This is a genomic window from Clostridium fungisolvens (genome assembly GCF_014193895.1).
GTDB lineage: Bacteria > Bacillota > Clostridia > Clostridiales > Clostridiaceae > Clostridium_AR > Clostridium_AR fungisolvens.
The window spans coordinates 3,284,621-3,301,119 of the sequence record NZ_BLZR01000001.1; the positions used below are offsets into that span (position 1 = coordinate 3,284,621).

The window sequence follows — 16,499 nt, forward strand, 5'->3', positions numbered from 1 at the left end:
TGTTTTATTTTTTTATTCCATCCATATTTAAATCTATAGATGTTCTTGGAATTTTTCCTACTATTACTGTTTCAGCTATAGGTATTTGATTTTTCACTTCTACCTCATCATGTTCCAGTGGAATTATTACTTTCATCTTAGTATAAACTTCAATATAAATTTTGTGTCTGGTTTGATTTATTCCTGCGGTTTCAAAATCAGAAGAGTATTTTGTTTCTATTCTTCCCAAAGGTTCCATTTTAACTGTAATCTTTGGTCCCCAGTATGACATTATGTTGCTTTGGGTTATATAGCCTAACGGTAGTTTTATGCCAACTGATCCGATGGAATTAAGTTCTTTTTGGGACTTCAATGCAACCTCAGAAGCAATGGCACTCATTTTTACAGTATCAGCCTTCAGCATTACTATATTCCCATCATTATCCTTGTCCACTCTTATTATGTCATCATAATTAAATTTTTCTGAATAAACCTCTAATATATTTTGGTTTATTATTTCTGTAGCTTTAGATCTCATTTCAGCATTTGCCACTACCATAACCGTTGGAGTAATAATTTTATCGAAATAGTATATAAAACAGGTAAAAGTGGATATGATTACAAGTGAACATGAAATTATTATTATTTTTAATTTTTTATATTTGCTTGTCCTAATTTTTTTCACCTACTTATCATAGTGTATTCATCTTATTAATATGCTATAATATTGTAGAATATTTTTATTTCCTGCTTGAAATTAAATTTTAGGAGGATGAGATGGCAGAGAAGAAGAAAAAGAATATAAATAACAAACGTAAAAAGAAGAAGAAGTCTAGGAAAGTACTTAGAATATTTCTATTTTCATTTTTATTTTTAATATTATCGGCATTTGTAGTTGGTGGTGGTTACGTTTATGCAATCGTAAAGAACGCACCTGAATTAAACGTAAATAACGTTCTTTCACTTAGTCAACAATCCCGTATATATGATAATAAGGAACAGTTAATGGATAATGTTCAAACTGACGTTCAACGTATCGTCGTACCTTCCGATGATATTCCTCAATCACTTAAGGATGCCTTTGTCTCAATTGAAGATGAAAGATTTTATGAACACAAAGGAATTGATGCCCAAAGAATACTTGGAGCTATTTACATTGATGCAAAGAATATAGTTACAGGAAAAAGAGGACTTCATGGTGCATCCACTTTAACACAACAATTACTTAAGAACACTATTTTAACTAATGATGTTACACCTCAAAGAAAAATAACTGAAATGTATTTAGCATTAAAATTAGAAGGACTTTTAACTAAACAACAAATATTAGAAGCCTATCTAAACACAATTCCATTAGGTGGACAGGTATACGGAGTTGAAGCTGCTTCACTTAAATACTTTGGTCAAAGTGTAAAGGACAAAAAATTAACTTTGGTTCAGTGTGCATACCTTGCAGGTATGAATCAAGCACCTTCATACTATGATGCATTTTCGCCACAAAACCAAAAGAACCCTGCATCTTATCGTAATAGAACAAAGACTGTTCTATCTAAGATGTTAGAGAGACAAACAATAACCCAAGCTCAATACGATCAGGCAATTAAAGATGTTGATGCAGGAAACTTTGGATTCCAACAAAAAACAAGTGTTACTGAGAAAATGAATTTTGAATGGTTCTCAAGACCTGTTATACAACAAGTAAAGAATGATTTGATGCAAAAATATAAATATTCTGAGGCTGAAGCTTCAAAAATGCTGACTAATGGTGGTTTAAAAATATATACTACAATGGACAGAGATCTTCAACAAGCTACCCAACAAATACTTGATGACAGCAATAACTTTAATTTATCAAACAATAAAACCGAATATTATGAATCTGGAAGTTACAAATGGCCTAAACTTCAAGCTTCTGCTACTATAATGGATTATAAAACTGGCCAAGTTAAAGCTATGGTAGGTGGTAGAGGCAATCAACCTCCTATGAGTATAAACAGAGCCTACAGCACTGCTGGACTTCGTTCAGTAGGTTCTGCAACAAAACCACTTACTGTATACGGACCTGCAATCGACATGAAATTAATGACACCTGCAAGTCCTGAGGAAGATACTCCTTTACCTGAAGAAATAAGCAAAAAATATCCTACTGTCAATGGCAAGCTTTGGAACCCTAAGAATGAAGATGATACTTATAAAGGAACTATATCTCTTAGAGATGCTCTTAAATACTCAAGGAACCCTGTAGCAGTAAAGATTGAAGACGCTATAGGAACAAATGTAGGACTATCCTATGGTGAAAAGTTTGGTCTTAAATACAACAAGGCATCAAAATCAAGTATAGCAACTCTAGCTTTAGGTCAGTTTAACAATGATCCAAAGGATAGAGACGGTGGAAACAGCTATATAATGGCTGCAGCCTATGGAACTTTCGGTAATTCAGGTGTATACACTGAACCGATTTTATATACTACCGTTAAAGATGCTACTGGTAAAGTAATACTTGATAAGACACCTGAAACCAAAAAGATATTGTCACCTCAATCTGCATATGTGATGTATGATTTGCTAAAAGGCCCTGTTAGCTGGTCCTCTGCTCCAGCAAAGTTTGGAGATATACCAGTTGCTGGTAAGACAGGTACTACTACTGATAATAAAGATTTATGGTTCTCTGGGTTAACACCTTACTTGTCTGGAGCTGTATGGGTAGGTTATGACCAACCAACTACTCTTCATGGTTTTAGTGGATCAGCAGTTTCACCAATTTGGGGTAAAATCATGGCTGTAGCTCATCAGGGATTACAATATAAAGAGATCGACACCCCTTCAGGAATTGTGAAGGCTTCGGTTTGTATAGACTCTGGAAAATCCCCTACTGATTTATGCAGCAAAGATTCTAGAGGCAACAGAGTTGTGCAGGATATATTTATAGATGGCACTCAACCTACAGCACTATGCGATGTTCATGTAACAGCTAAAGTAAATAAAGCTAATGGTAAACTTGCCACAGACAATACACCTGCTAACTTGATTGAGGAAAGAGTATTTGTTAAGAATTCAACTCAAGCAGGAATAGGCTTACCAACGGAGCAGGATGATACAAAACCTGTAATTCCAGCTACAGATAATAATACAAATGAAAATAACACTACCACTAATAACAACAGTGGCGCAACCAATGGAAATACAGGAACAACTAACGGTTCCAATAATACCAACTCAAATTCTACTAATAACAATACGAATAATAACTCTTGGACTCCAGCTACTGGCAACACTACTGGAAGTTCAAATCACTAAAAAAGGTAGCTCACTTTGAAGTGCACCCCAAATATTAGACAAAACTAATATTTGGAGGTGCATTTTTTATGTCTAAACATACTTTAGAAGTTAAACTGAAAGTGGTGAATGATGTATTAGAAAAAGGTATGTCAGTCAATTCTGTAGCAAAATCACTCCCTACAGCAAAAGTTGTAGTTCAAAGATGGGTTGCGCTTTATGAGAAATTTGGAGTAGAAGGACTTTCTATGAAGTCTGGAACATATACTGGTGATTTTAAAGTTCATGTTATAGAATATATCCATAAGAATAATTTATCTCTATTCCAAGGGGCTGTTCATTTTGGGATTCCAAATGGTTCAACCGTAGGTGTTTGGGAACGGATATATCTCGAGTATGGTCCCGAAGCTCTGTATAGAGATAACAGAGGGAGGAAGGCAAAAATGAAAAAGGATAAGTTTAAAAAGCCTAATACTGATAACTCACAAAATGAAGATTTAATTGCTGAGGTTCAACGCCTTCGAATGGAGAATGAGTACCTAAAAAAATTGAATGCCTTAGTTCAAGCCAGGGAAAAATCAGCGAAAAAGACAAAGTAGTTGTTATTAGAGAATTAAGGCATAAATATAAGTTAGCTGATTTATTAGAAATTGCAAACATTCCTCGCAGCACGTTCTACTATCGTATAAAAAGCATGGAGAAATCTGATAAATACGATGTTGTTAAGTCCTGTATCGTCCAGATTTTCCATGAGAATAAAGGTAGATATGGATACAGGAGAATTACTTTAGAACTGCACAATAGAGGATATATTGTAAATCATAAAACTGTTCAAAGACTGATGAAGCAGTTATGTTTAAAGTGTATGGTTCGTATTAAGAAGTACAGGTCATACCGAGGCAAAATCGGCAAGATTGCCCCAAACTTGTTATCGCGTAACTTCAAAGCTAATAGACCTAATGAGAAGTGGGTTACTGACGTGACCGAATTCGCTGTCTTTGGAAAAAAGCTATATCTTTCGCCAATCCTTGACTTGTACAACGGAGAAATAATAAGTTATAACTTATCCGAAAGGCCTACATTTCATCAAACAGTTGATATGCTTAAAAAGGCCTTTGAGAAGATTCCTGATGACATAGAATTGATACTACACTCAGATCAGGGATGGCAATATCAAATGAATAAATATCAAAAGATGCTAAAGGAAAAAGGTATTAAGCAAAGTATGTCGCGAAAAGGTAACTGTCTTGATAACTCAGTTATGGAAAACTTCTTTGGATTACTGAAAACAGAGTTGCTATATCTACAGGAATTTGAAAGTATAGATCACTTTATAGAAGAGTTAGTATCTTATATAGATTATTATAATAATAATCGTATTAAGATAAAATTAAAAGGACTGAGTCCTGTTCAATACAGGATTCAGTCTCTAAAAATAGCTTAATTAATATTTGTCTAAAATTATGGGGTCAGTTCACTTGAGCTACCTTTTTTACATCATTCTTTGAAAAGCAATTTCCTTTTCTAAGCATTTATTATCTATATCAATATTTATCCTATATATTTTAGGACATCCTACTTCTCTCCACTTTTTCATATATTTCGCATTAGCTTCTGTTTCATAGTAATAACATTCATCATACTCATCAGAAAATTCTAAAAAACTATTTATACTTTTCTTATGTATTTTCAACAAATTCTTATCTAAATTATTTACTATTATAGCGAGGTATTTCAACGGAATAACATAAGGATACATACTCTTTCCCTTTAGCTTTTTGCTATCCAACAAACATCTTTTCACTATGGAATTTTCTTTAAATTCATCTTTTATATGCGCTCTCAGAATTAAGTTTCCGGTTCTATTTTTTTCTATTTTAATTCCAATCATTATATTCATCCTTCTCATTTGTAAAAGTGACATTTCATTTAAGCTCTATTCAGTTTTATTTTTATCATCTATTTTATTACTCATCTCAGTCAAATCTTCCAATTGGTATACTATAGCATTTACTGATATCTGTAGTTCTAACAGTGAAAGCAGTAATGATATTAGAAGCGCCACCAAGCTTATGCCAAAAGTTATCTGCCCTATAACTTGTTTATTTAAAAATAATGCTAACATCGATAAAACACATAAAAAGAAACTAAATACCCCCATAGTTTGCATGTATTTAATAAGTCTTACCCTTTTATTTAGATTCTTCATTTGTGCTAAAATTCGCCTTTCTGGTGTCTTTCTATACTGTAGGTCTAGTTGTCTAAGCAGTTGGGCTAATGTAGCAAACCTGCTAGTATAGGCAGATATAAGAAGAGAAATCGCTGTAAAAAGTAATGCTGGTGTTGTAAGTTCAAGCTTCAAAATATCCCTCCTAAAAATAAATTGGCTACAGAATGTTACTCTATTATTTAAGATTACTAACACACTATAGTCATCAAATATACCTTTAAGTGTTTCTCTAATATCTTCTACTTATTTTCCATATGATTTATTATTTCCACTACCTTTTCTTCACCTAACAGCTTTTTTATCGCATTAATGCAAATATCTAAACTACTCATTATACTTGATCCTATCATTACTCTTCCGTTATCAACCATTGATTTGTTAACAATCTTAACCTTCGGACAGATCTCTTGAATTTTGTTTCTTAACTTAGAGTGCACAGCTATAGGCATATCGCTTATCAAATTCGACTTTGCAAGTAACATTATACCAGAATCTATTACTAAAACCATCTCACATTCATAATAGCATCTCTTCAAAAAATCACTTATTTTTTCATTATTCAAAATATCTTCGTTATATTTTCCACTTGGTATAATAAGTATGTTTGGGCAGTCAATTTGAGAAAGAGCTGAGTTCGCAGAAAGCTTAAAACCACTAGAAGTTTCTACCATCCCTTCCTCTATTCCAATTGTATTAACATAGAATATATTTTTGTCATGTATTTTATTAGCTAAAGAAAATATCTCAATCGGTCCACTTATACTTAGTAGATCTGCACCTTCTAAGACCATGATTGATACATTTTTATTTTCACAGTTCTCTTCTACAAGAAATTTTTCTTTTGTTAATTTAAAAGTTATATCATTTCCATGCCTTGCAACAGCTTCAAAGCCTAACTTTAAAAAAGATTCCTGAGATTTCTTGTTTGAAACTGTATCCATAATAACAAGACCACCAAACTCATAGAAAAAATACTCTAAAATAAGTTTTGTAGCTTCAGCTCCATAGCCTTGTCCCCTATGACTTGACTCTACCTTTAGATTAAATCTAGCAATTTTTGTTGCTGAGTCATAACCATGAAAGCTTACCTCCCCCACTGGTATATCTTCCTTATTAAAAATTAAGCAGTAAAAATTTTTTCCATCTGTAGGCATGACCATTTTCTTATAAAAATTTCCCCATTTATCTTCTTGGAATGCAAACACTCCCCCTACATCCTTCATGGTTTCATAATCACACCATAACTTCTTTACATAATTTAATTCTTCAAACTTTGGTTGCTTTATATAAACTAATTTTCCATCTCTTCTATATAAATCACTAATCTTCATAAAAAATCACCCAATTTCCATATTTAAAACTTATATTTCTAATATTTTCATAAATTAATTATATCTCAATACTACTACTTTTTATATAAGAATCTTTTCATCGCTAACATTATTTTAGCTAAAAGATTGATAACCACTTAATTTCAACACAGTGCTTTAATAGCCCTATTTTACCTTCATTCTGAAAAATAAACAAATTTTACTTTTTTTCTTAAAAGTATTGATTTAGTTAGTAAAAATTAATATAATAACCTTGTTTGTTTAGTAATTATAAACAATTTGTTTAGTAATACGTATGTGTAATTTTTTACCTATTATAAAAATGGAGGATATGCATAATGCAAATTGGAGAAAAGATTCGAAGATTAAGAATTGAAAAGCAACTCACACAAGAAGAACTTGCAAATAGATGTGAACTATCAAAAGGTTTTATATCTCAGCTGGAAAATGACCTAACGTCCCCTTCAATTGCGACGCTAATGGATATTCTTGAAATTCTCGGGACAAATCTAACAGAATTTTTCAGTGATGATTCAAATGAAAAAATCACCTTTACATATGATGACATGTTTGAAACTGAAAGTGAAGAACTGAAGTATAAGCTTATGTGGCTAGTTCCAAATGCACAGAAAAATGCAATGGAACCAATAATGATTACTCTTAATCCAGGTGGACGATATGTAGAAGAAGAACCCCATGAAGGAGAAGAATTTGGTTTTGTTTTATGTGGAACTATTAATCTTCACCTTGGTGACAGAAAAGTAAAGTTAAAAAAGGGGGAGAGTTTTTACTTCAAACCTAAGGCAAATCATTTCATCTCAAATTGTGGTAAAACAGAGGCTAAGGTTATTTGGGTAAGTACTCCTCCTTCATTCTAATATAAGAGAGGTGTTTATTTTGGATGATAACATTATTGAAATTAAAAATGTGTCGAAAAGCTTCAATAACATAAAAATAATTGATGATTTAAATCTATGTATTAAAAAAAATGAATTTTTGACCCTTCTCGGGCCAAGTGGTTGTGGCAAGACAACTACTCTAAAAATGTTGGCGGGTTTTGAAAGTGTTGATATTGGAACAATTTGTTTTGAAGGAAGTGATATTAATAATATCCCGCCTTATAACAGACAGATCAATACTGTATTTCAAAACTACGCTCTATTCCCTCATCTAAATGTTTATGACAATATTGCTTTTGGTCTTAAGATAAAAAAACTTTCTAAATCTACCATTAAACACAAGATTACATCAATTTTGAAGTTGGTTGCTTTGGAAGGTTTTGAAAAAAGAGACGTAGATTCTCTCAGCGGTGGCCAACAACAGCGAGTAGCAATTGCTAGAGCTTTAGTGAATGAGCCAAAAGTACTACTATTAGACGAACCCCTTGGAGCTTTGGATCTTAAACTCAGAAAAGAAATGCAGTTGGAATTAAAAAACATACAACAAAAACTAGGTATCACTTTTGTTTTTGTAACCCATGATCAAGAAGAAGCACTTACCATGTCTGATACTATTGTCGTCATGGATAAAGGAATCGTGCAGCAGATGGGAACACCTGAAGATATATATAATGAACCAATAAATTCATTTGTAGCTAAGTTTATCGGAGAAAGCAATATAATTGATGGAGTTATGTTAAAAGATTATAGAGTTAAGTTTTGTGATAGCGAATTTGAATGTGTGGACAAAGGTTTTTCAAGTAATGAGAATGTTGATGTTGTTATAAGACCAGAAGATATAAAGATAGTTGATTCTGAAAAAGGAATGCTTAAAGGAGAAATCACATCAGTTATTTTTAAAGGAGTTCATTATGAGCTGGAAGTTCTAGAACATGATAGAAAATGGCTGATACACAATACAAAAAGTGCCCCAATTGGCTCAATGATTGGTCTAAGTATTCATCCTGAAGATATACATATAATGAAAAAAAGGATAACTACATAGTGAAAAAGCGTTCCTATGCTGCTTACCCATATTTTATTTGGAGTGTACTTTTTATTGTAATCCCCCTTTTTATGGTCTTATTCTTTAGTTTCACAAAAAAGGTTGACGGTTCATTTATATTTTCTATGGACAACTATCACAAACTTATTAATCCAATATATTTAAAGGTTTTTTGGAGATCAATTTATCTTGCTTTCATTTCTACTTTACTATGTCTTGTAATAGGATATCCTGCTGCCTACTTTATTTCAAAAATAAACTTAAAAAGAAGAAATCTATTCATACTACTATTTATTTTACCAATGTGGATGAATTTCCTTCTAAGAACATATGCTTGGATGTCCATACTAGGAAAAAATGGGTTTATAAACACCCTATTAATTAAGATAGGTCTACCATCTATAACTTTATTATATACTGATGCAGCAGTACTTTTGGGCATGGTGTACAATTTCCTTCCTTATATGGTACTTCCAATATACACTGTAATCATAAAAATAGATGAAAACCTTATAAACGCAGCACATGATTTAGGTGCAAATAAAACTCAAGTTTTTGGAAAGGTAATATTTCCACTTACTGTACCAGGGGTTATATCAGGGATAACAATGGTATTTATGCCTGCAGTAACAACCTTTGTAATTTCAAGACTTCTTGGCGGTGGTCAGTATATGCTTCTAGGAAATCTTATCGAACAGCAATTTACAAATATAGGAGATTGGAATTTTGGTTCAGCTATTTCTATATTTATGATGCTTATAATATTACTATCTATGGCCATTATGACTAAATTTGATGGAGATGAAAGTAAAGAAGGTGGTGGACAAGTATGGTAAAAAAATTAGGTTCTAAATTTTATTTATCCTTAGTTTTTTTATTCTTGTATGCTCCCATCATTGTATTGATTATATTTTCATTTAACAATTCAAAATCCATGGCTATATGGGAAGGTTTCACTTTTAAGTGGTATAAGGAACTTATAAGTGATGATAGAATTTTAACGGCTCTTTACTATACTTTAAGTGTAGCAATTATATCAGCAACAGTATCCACTGTTGTTGGAACTCTAAGTTCTATTGGCATATTTAAGATGAGAGGATTAAGTAAAAAAATAATTCTTAACATAAACTATCTTCCAGTTTTAAATCCTGATATTGTTACAGGAATTGCCTTGATGAGTCTATTTGCTTTCTTTAGTTTTAAATTTGGATTTACTACTATGCTTTTAGCTCATATAACCTTTAACCTCCCCTATGTAATACTATCAGTTCTCCCTAAACTTAAGCAGTTACCAAATAACATTGAAGAAGCGGCTATGGATCTTGGTGCTACTCCAGGCTACACCCTTAGAAAGGTTATCCTACCACAAATCAAACCTGGAATAGTATCGGGTTTTTTGATAGCATTTACTATGTCCATAGATGATTTTGTAATAAGCTTTTTCACTACTGGCTCAGGTGTTACTAATCTTTCTATTGAGGTATACTCAATGGCTAAGAGAGGAATAAAACCTGAAATAAATGCTTTGTCTACATTAATGTTCATTGTAGTTTTAACTTTATTATTGATAGTTAATAAAAAAGAATCTTTAATAAGAGGTGAATAAATTGGTTAAAATAAAAAAAGTAATTCCACTAATTGCTAGCATTTTAATTTGCACTTCATTATTAGCTGGGTGTAACAGTAAATCTTCTGAATCAGGCAAAAAAGTATTGAATGTATATAATGTTGGTGATTACATAGATGAAGATTTATTAAAGCAATTTGAAGATAAAACCGGAATTAAAGTTAATTACGAAACCTATGATACAAACGAAATTATGTACCAAAAGTTGAAAGGTGGAAACTCTAGTTATGATATAGTTGTGCCTTCCGATTATATGGTAGAAAAAATGATTAAGGAAGATATGCTTGAAAAAATAGACTTCAGTAAAGTTGAAAATTACAAGAATATAGATGAAAAATTTAAAAATCTTTCTTATGATCCAAAGAATGAATACTCAGTTCCTTATATGTGGGGAACATACGGAATCTTATACAACAAAAAATTAGTTAAAGATCCAGTGGATAGCTGGAATATACTTTGGAATACAAAGTATAAAGGACAAATTTTTATGATTGAATCTATAAGAGATTCTATAGGAGTGTCCCTTAGGAGACTCGGTTATTCACTTAATACAACTAAGGATGATGAAATAGCAAAAGCTAAAGAAGAATTAATAAAACAAAAGCCATTAGTTCTTGCGTATGTAAATGATGAAGTAAAAGATAGAATGGTTGCCGAAGAGGCTGCGCTTGCAGTTGTTTATTCAGGTGATGCTGTGACAATGAAACAAAAAAATGCAAACCTTGAATATGTTATTCCAAATGAAGGAAGCAATAAGTGGTTTGATACATTATGCATCCCAAAGAACGCTAAACATAAAACTGAAGCAGAACAATTTATAAACTTCCTACTCGATCCTGAAGTAGCTAAACAAAATACAGAATACATTGGTTACTCCACTCCAAATAAAGCAGCCCTAGAATTATTGGATGATAAAATAAAGAGTGACCCTACTGCTTATCCTTCTGAAGATGCTCTAAAGAAGTGTGAAGTTTTTGTTGATCTCGGAGAAAACCTTAAAAAATATGATGATGCTTGGTTGCAAGTTAAATCAAATTAAAAAAAGCCTATATAGGCTTTTTTTACTGTTCAAATTCAGGAAACCATAGATTGATTTCTTTTTGAGCACTTTCTCTACAGTCAGAGGCATGCACTGAGTTTTCAGTTTTGTTTACACCAAACTTTTTTCTTATAGTTCCGTACTCAGCCATTTCAGGATTTGTGTTACCGTTTATCTTTCTTACCTTTTCTATAGCCCCTTGTCCTTCCAGTATCATAGCAACTAATGGGCTTCTTGTAATATACTTCAATAATTCATCAAAAAATACTTTACCGTCATGCTCTGCATAATGCACTCTAGCCAATTCCTCATTGACTCTAACCATTTTAAGTGCAATTACTCTTAACCCGTTACTCTCATAAAGATCAATTATTTTCCCTGTTACGTGTCGCTCCACTGCATCAGGCTTTATAAGAACCAAACTCTTTTCTATATCCACTACCTTCACCTCCTGTAAATGTTTTCTAACTTTATTATACTTATCAAAGATTGTATTGTAAATATTTTAAAATTACTCCACCATTGTAATTTTTGCTCATTTTCATGAAAAATAAACATAAATATAATTATAAATTTTACGATAATATAAATAACATTAGCTTATACAAGTCTTAAGGTTATATTTACAATTGTTAAGGTTCACAAAAATCTGTTATAATTCTATTAAATAAATCTTGAGGAGGAATGAGTATGATAAGATATCATATCATTGTCCAAGGAAGGGTTCAAGGAGTAGGTTTTAGATACTTCGTTCAATATACAGCCTCTTTACTTAACATAACTGGTACTGCTACAAATCTTGACAATGGTGATGTAGAGATTTTTGCTCAGGGTGATAACGAACACGTAGATGCTTTTTTAGCCAGGGTTAAGAGAGGAAATGGTTTTTCAAGAGTTATTGAATGTAAGGTAGAAGAAATTCCTTCACTTGAAAAAGAAAAATCTTTCAGAATTGTTTAGAGCACAAAACTTAGAGTCTTTGCCTATTTGTAATATGGCAAAGACTCTACTTTTTTAATTATATAGAATTGCTATTTCTTATAAATCTAGCTATGTCATAACTTAACAGATATAATATTATGCCCGAATTATAAGTTGCAACTATTCTTCAGAATTAAGTTGCTCTATAACGTAATTTGGAAGCGCAAAAGCACCTACATGTATGTTCTTGTTATAGTACTTAGTTTTTAATCCACGTTTCTCAAAGTTTTCTTCTTTAAAATCCTTTATAGGATGAAGTTCCTTTGATGCAAATCCAAATAACCAATGTCCAGATGCATAGGTTGGCATATGGTATTGATACGCCTCACATATTGGGAATATCTTCTTTAGCTTTGAGTATGCTCTTTTCATTTCTCTTGAATTATTAGGGTAATAAGGACTTTCACCTTGGTTAACTAATATTCCTTTTTCAGTAAGAGCCTTAAAGCAATTGTTATAAAAATCTACTGTAAATAATCCTTCTCCTGGGCCAATAGGATCTGTAGAGTCAACTATTATAAGGTCATACTCAGCTATCTTTCCTTCAACAAACTTTATTCCATCTTCGAAGTATAAATTAACCCTTGAATCATCAAGTTTACATGCAGTGAAAGGTAAAAATTCTTTAGAAGCTTTAACAACTACTTCATCTATTTCTACCATATCTATCTTTTCTATAGTTTCATATCTAGTTAATTCTCTTACAGTTCCACCATCACCAGCACCTATTACCAACACTCTTTTTATATCAGGGTTTGTAGAAAGTGCCACGTGAGTTATCATTTCATGATAAATGAACTCATCTTTTTCAGTAACCATAGTCCAACCATCTATTACTAAAACTCTTCCAAATTCATAGGTATCAATTACTTCTATCTCTTGGAATGGACTCTTCTCCGCATAGAGATGACTCTTTACCTTCATCGAAAACTTTACGTTAGGCGTTTGATTTTCTGTATACCACAATTCCATTTTTATTCCTCCAAACACTATTCATTCATTGGTTTATGTGTAACATCTATATTGTCATATTGACCATCAGAATAGTTCTTTATCTTTTCAATTATTCCTCTTGATACCTCAGTTGATTCACTTCTTTCAGCCTTAAGCATATCCTCTAAATAGTTAAATGCTTTCCAAGGATTAACACTATCACCACAAGTATATAGATCAACAGAAGCATACCCATATTCAGGCCATGTGTGGATTGTTAAATGTGATTCTTGAATAATTACAGCTCCACTAACTCCCCATGGATTAAAGGTATGAAAACAACTTGTAACTATAGTTGCACCTGATCTTCTTGCCGCTTCATTCATATAATCTTCAATCAAGCTATGATTACTTATTATATCCTTGTCACAATTGTAATACTCTACCAATATATGTCTTCCAAGTTGCTCAATTTTCATTATAACCCCTCCTAATATTAAAAAAACTGATATTCAAATATTAAAATTTAATATAAATATTTACCTATTTATCCTCTAACCTCAACTAAACTCTTGGTTTAATAAAGTTTACTTTTACTAAACCAAGAGTTTATTAATATTAAGTACAAATAAAATATATCATATTTTAAAAATTTGTCAATAGATTTTGAGAGTTACGCATATTCTAAATGAAAAAAATAGACTGTTAAAAACAGTCTATTCATTAGTATCGGTCTGCACTGGTCTAGGCTTATTTTTCCCTAACTTTCTAGATTCCTTTGAGTATCCAATCTCATTTGCAGTTTCAATCTTCATTTTTTCTAATTCTTTCTTGGTTTTAGGATTTGATTTTTTATTATTTTTGCTGTTCTTATTGTTTTTATGAGACATAGATATATCACTCCTTAAAAACTACTATAGTAATACTAAACTACATGATACTAGTATTAGTACTTTTTTAAAGCCTATACCTGAAACATATTAACAAAGAAAGAACTTCAGCCCTTTTATAAATCTTCCCACAATTCTTCTATTGACGGATAGTCAGTAAATATCTTATCCATCAAATTCTCAATATCATCATCATTCCATATATTATATTTTTCTAATGAGTTTAATTTAATTACATTATTGTCTTTTTCACTTCTAACAAGCATCTTTTCAGAACACTTTTCAATATAATCATCTATATGTTCTCTTACTGTATTTTCAAACTCTAATGTTAAATATCTCTCATTATTTTCGTCCCTAAAATCTATTACAATTCTATGCTGATCTCTTAAAAGCTTTAAGAAATCCTGATGATTTTCATCTCCATAATTAAACCATATGTCATATATATTCTCAAAATCTTCACCAAATTTTAATATTATGGCATATACATTAGCTTTTTTATCACCAATAGATGTACTCTTTACTCCCATGGGTGTATCTACGCCAATACTCAATAGATCCTCTTTCATCTCCTTTATTATAATAATTGGATATAAAGCATCTTCAAGTCCAACTACTAATGGAGTAATACTGCCACAAGGTCTATCTGCTATTATATCATTAACTGTTAAGTCACCCATAAGTACACTTCCTTCTTTAATAATACTTTATTAAAAAGTAAAATTCACTCAGCTATTAAGTATAAATGATTGTTGTAAGTATATTATACCAATTATATCAATATATATGAGATATTTTACCGAAAAGAGCATAAAACAACTTACATCAAGCTTAAAACAAAAATTTTTCTAATTAGTTTTTAAAAACTTCATTCGTGATGCAATTTATCTATAGTATTATACGATAAAATAAAATAGTTATACAATAACAATTTACCACTTATTTTCAATAAATACCACTTAAGTTCTGGCAGGCTTCATAATTTTATTTTTTACTGTTTCCCCTAAGCAGCTGTTCTAACCACTTGATATTTCTAGGTTTAGATGCCAAAAAATTTTATACTTTCCTGGACAACAAGATATGGTTGCTACAATATAATCACTTTGCTATAATAAAGTAATTAAAAAAGATGAATTACTTCAATCTAAGCTGTGTTTTTTGAGTTTTAATGTATTCTTTCATTGAGGCTTTAGATACAGAAAAATTTAGTGAAGTTATAGATATCTATATATTGTATTGGGGGAATATAAATGAAAATAGACTTTATAAAATGCCATGGTTCAGGAAATGACTTCATATTAATAGATGAATTAAATAAGTCTCTGAATTTGACAGAAGAAAATAGAAGAAGCTTAGCAATTGAACTATGTGATAGAGCTGGAAAGATAGGGGCTGATGGAATATTATTTGTTCAAAACAGTTCTTTCTGCGATGGAAAAATGAGAATATTTAATGCTGATGGCACAGAACCTGAGATGTGTGGAAATGGTTTAAGGTGCGTAGGAAGATATTTAATTGATGTTCTAAAAAAAGAGTTTATTACTGTTGAAACAATGAAAGCTAAATATGATGTAAAGGCTGTTCCAGAAATCTTTGATGGCGTTAAAACAGTTGAAATAGAAATAGATACCGTTAATTTTAATGTGAACTCTCTTCCTTTAAATCATTCAAAAGATACCTTAATAAACGAGAAAATCCCTGCTTTATCTGACCACTTACTTTTCACTGCTGTAAGTATAACAAACCCACATGTAGTTACATTCATTAATCAATTGAGCAGAGATGAAATAGTTAGAATAGGCAAAGAAGGTAATACAAATAAATCCGTTTTTCCACAAGGCGTAAATGTTAATTTCGTAAGAGTTCTTGAGGAGAACAGTATATATGTTACCACTTATGAGCGTGGTGTAGGTATAACAAAGTCCTGCGGTACAGGTATGACAGCTTCTAGTGCTGCTTATTGCTTAAACAATCCTAATTTATACGGCACAGAACTTAACATATATAATGATGGCGGTATGATAAAGATATATGTTAATAAAGATGATAAAAACAATTACAAGATAAGATTCATAGGAAATGGTTCCTATGTATATTCTTCTTCAGCAAACCTTAATGATTCATTTAAGTTAATATCTCTTACAGACAATAAAGATTTTGAAGAAGAAGTTGCTAGCTATGATAAATTTCTTGATTACACTAAGAATGTTATAGAATAAACTATAGTAAAAATATCACTAACATTATCAAATGTTAGTGATATTTT

Annotated in this window: 18 protein-coding genes; 9 read left to right on the forward strand and 9 right to left on the reverse strand. The window is 31.4% G+C overall.

Annotation, left to right across the window (positions count from 1 at the left end; translation table 11 throughout):
* Nucleotides 1-4: 4 nt before the first annotated feature.
* Nucleotides 5-664: a sporulation protein YunB gene (gene yunB, locus bsdtw1_RS14515; protein WP_183278278.1), complete on the reverse strand. Its 660-nt coding sequence runs from the start codon at nt 662-664 to the stop codon at nt 5-7.
* Between the two features lie 92 nt (nt 665-756).
* On the opposite strand from yunB, the gene bsdtw1_RS14520 reads away from it, so the two are divergent.
* On the forward strand, nt 757-3,276 hold the full coding sequence (locus bsdtw1_RS14520; protein WP_183278279.1) for a transglycosylase domain-containing protein: 2,520 nt from the start codon (nt 757-759) through the stop codon (nt 3,274-3,276).
* Nucleotides 3,277-3,344: 68 nt separating this feature from the next.
* Nucleotides 3,345-4,699, forward strand: a protein-coding gene (locus bsdtw1_RS14525) for an IS3 family transposase (protein ID WP_183276183.1) whose coding sequence is annotated in 2 segments (ribosomal slippage) — nt 3,345-3,804 and nt 3,804-4,699 — 1,356 coding nt in all. Because the reading frame shifts where the segments join, the coding sequence is not laid out codon by codon here.
* 48 nt (nt 4,700-4,747) lie between these two features.
* Here bsdtw1_RS14525 and bsdtw1_RS14530 read toward each other — a convergent pair.
* The 3 genes from bsdtw1_RS14530 to bsdtw1_RS14540 form a co-directional block, all read right to left on the reverse strand.
* Nucleotides 4,748-5,146, reverse strand: a complete 399-nt coding sequence (locus bsdtw1_RS14530) for a hypothetical protein (protein WP_244638168.1) — start codon at nt 5,144-5,146, stop codon at nt 4,748-4,750.
* 45 nt (nt 5,147-5,191) lie between these two features.
* Nucleotides 5,192-5,617, reverse strand: coding sequence for a DUF2721 domain-containing protein (locus bsdtw1_RS14535; protein WP_183278280.1), 426 nt, complete (start codon nt 5,615-5,617; stop codon nt 5,192-5,194).
* A 107-nt stretch (nt 5,618-5,724) separates the two neighbouring features.
* Nucleotides 5,725-6,816: a GNAT family N-acetyltransferase gene (locus bsdtw1_RS14540; protein WP_183278281.1), complete on the reverse strand. Its 1,092-nt coding sequence runs from the start codon at nt 6,814-6,816 to the stop codon at nt 5,725-5,727.
* Between the two features lie 338 nt (nt 6,817-7,154).
* Between bsdtw1_RS14540 and bsdtw1_RS14545 the strand changes: the two genes are divergently transcribed.
* From bsdtw1_RS14545 to bsdtw1_RS14565, 5 genes are read left to right on the forward strand one after another with little or no spacing between them, the layout of a single operon-like run.
* On the forward strand, nt 7,155-7,694 hold the full coding sequence (locus tag bsdtw1_RS14545) for a helix-turn-helix domain-containing protein (protein ID WP_183278282.1): 540 nt from the start codon (nt 7,155-7,157) through the stop codon (nt 7,692-7,694).
* 19 nt (nt 7,695-7,713) lie between these two features.
* Nucleotides 7,714-8,760 carry a spermidine/putrescine ABC transporter ATP-binding protein gene (potA, locus tag bsdtw1_RS14550; protein WP_183278283.1) on the forward strand — a complete coding sequence of 349 codons (1,047 nt, stop codon included), beginning with the start codon at nt 7,714-7,716 and terminating at the stop codon, nt 8,758-8,760.
* Complete coding sequence (locus tag bsdtw1_RS14555; protein WP_371874755.1) at nt 8,757-9,596, forward strand: ABC transporter permease; 840 nt, start codon at nt 8,757-8,759, stop codon at nt 9,594-9,596. The genes potA and bsdtw1_RS14555 overlap by 4 nt, the downstream gene beginning before the upstream one ends.
* Nucleotides 9,590-10,366, forward strand: a complete 777-nt coding sequence (locus bsdtw1_RS14560) for an ABC transporter permease (RefSeq protein WP_183278284.1) — start codon at nt 9,590-9,592, stop codon at nt 10,364-10,366. Before bsdtw1_RS14555 ends, bsdtw1_RS14560 begins: the two co-directional genes overlap by 7 nt.
* Nucleotide 10,367: 1 nt before the next feature.
* Entirely contained in the window at nt 10,368-11,426 is a 1,059-nt protein-coding gene (locus bsdtw1_RS14565; protein ID WP_183278285.1) for an ABC transporter substrate-binding protein, read from the forward strand.
* A gap of 22 nt (nt 11,427-11,448) precedes the next feature.
* Here the strand turns inward: bsdtw1_RS14565 and ndk are convergent, their stop codons facing one another.
* Nucleotides 11,449-11,865, reverse strand: a complete 417-nt coding sequence (gene ndk, locus bsdtw1_RS14570; RefSeq protein ID WP_183278286.1) for a nucleoside-diphosphate kinase — start codon at nt 11,863-11,865, stop codon at nt 11,449-11,451.
* A 251-nt stretch (nt 11,866-12,116) separates the two neighbouring features.
* Here ndk and bsdtw1_RS14575 point away from each other — a divergent pair, with 251 nt between their 5' ends.
* A complete protein-coding gene (locus bsdtw1_RS14575; RefSeq protein WP_183278287.1) occupies nt 12,117-12,386 on the forward strand; it encodes an acylphosphatase in 270 nt (89 codons plus the stop codon).
* 141 nt (nt 12,387-12,527) lie between these two features.
* On the opposite strand, the gene speE is transcribed toward bsdtw1_RS14575, so the two are convergent.
* The 4 genes from speE to bsdtw1_RS14595 all read right to left on the reverse strand — a co-directional run bounded on the left by speE (nt 12,528) and on the right by bsdtw1_RS14595 (nt 14,913).
* Nucleotides 12,528-13,379: a polyamine aminopropyltransferase gene (speE, locus tag bsdtw1_RS14580; RefSeq protein ID WP_183278288.1), complete on the reverse strand. Its 852-nt coding sequence runs from the start codon at nt 13,377-13,379 to the stop codon at nt 12,528-12,530.
* A gap of 17 nt (nt 13,380-13,396) precedes the next feature.
* The gene (gene speD / locus bsdtw1_RS14585; RefSeq protein WP_280514168.1) at nt 13,397-13,813 is read right to left on the reverse strand and encodes an adenosylmethionine decarboxylase; all 417 of its coding nucleotides are present in this window, start codon (nt 13,811-13,813) and stop codon (nt 13,397-13,399) included.
* 243 nt (nt 13,814-14,056) lie between these two features.
* Nucleotides 14,057-14,230 (reverse strand): small, acid-soluble spore protein, alpha/beta type, encoded by a 174-nt coding sequence (locus tag bsdtw1_RS14590; protein WP_183278290.1) that lies wholly within the window; start codon nt 14,228-14,230, stop codon nt 14,057-14,059.
* Nucleotides 14,231-14,346: 116 nt separating this feature from the next.
* Nucleotides 14,347-14,913: a hypothetical protein gene (locus bsdtw1_RS14595; RefSeq protein ID WP_183278291.1), complete on the reverse strand. Its 567-nt coding sequence runs from the start codon at nt 14,911-14,913 to the stop codon at nt 14,347-14,349.
* A gap of 570 nt (nt 14,914-15,483) precedes the next feature.
* Here bsdtw1_RS14595 and dapF point away from each other — a divergent pair.
* Complete coding sequence (gene dapF / locus bsdtw1_RS14600) at nt 15,484-16,452, forward strand: diaminopimelate epimerase (protein WP_183278292.1); 969 nt, start codon at nt 15,484-15,486, stop codon at nt 16,450-16,452.
* Nucleotides 16,453-16,499 lie beyond the last annotated feature (47 nt).

What these genes read in the sequence shown, in the direction of transcription:
- bsdtw1_RS14520 (WP_183278279.1), top strand. Translation starts at nt 757, where the DNA reads ATGGCAGAGAAGAAGAAAAAGAATATAAATAACAAACGTAAAAAGAAG.
- bsdtw1_RS14530 (WP_244638168.1), bottom strand. Translation starts at nt 5,146, where the DNA reads ATGATTGGAATTAAAATAGAAAAAAATAGAACCGGAAACTTAATTCTG.
- bsdtw1_RS14540 (WP_183278281.1), bottom strand. Translation starts at nt 6,816, where the DNA reads ATGAAGATTAGTGATTTATATAGAAGAGATGGAAAATTAGTTTATATA.
- bsdtw1_RS14545 (WP_183278282.1), top strand. Translation starts at nt 7,155, where the DNA reads ATGCAAATTGGAGAAAAGATTCGAAGATTAAGAATTGAAAAGCAACTC.
- bsdtw1_RS14560 (WP_183278284.1), top strand. Translation starts at nt 9,590, where the DNA reads ATGGTAAAAAAATTAGGTTCTAAATTTTATTTATCCTTAGTTTTTTTA.
- bsdtw1_RS14575 (WP_183278287.1), top strand. Translation starts at nt 12,117, where the DNA reads ATGATAAGATATCATATCATTGTCCAAGGAAGGGTTCAAGGAGTAGGT.
- speE (WP_183278288.1), bottom strand. Translation starts at nt 13,379, where the DNA reads ATGGAATTGTGGTATACAGAAAATCAAACGCCTAACGTAAAGTTTTCG.
- bsdtw1_RS14590 (WP_183278290.1), bottom strand. Translation starts at nt 14,230, where the DNA reads ATGTCTCATAAAAACAATAAGAACAGCAAAAATAATAAAAAATCAAAT.
- bsdtw1_RS14595 (WP_183278291.1), bottom strand. Translation starts at nt 14,913, where the DNA reads ATGGGTGACTTAACAGTTAATGATATAATAGCAGATAGACCTTGTGGC.
- dapF (WP_183278292.1), top strand. Translation starts at nt 15,484, where the DNA reads ATGAAAATAGACTTTATAAAATGCCATGGTTCAGGAAATGACTTCATA.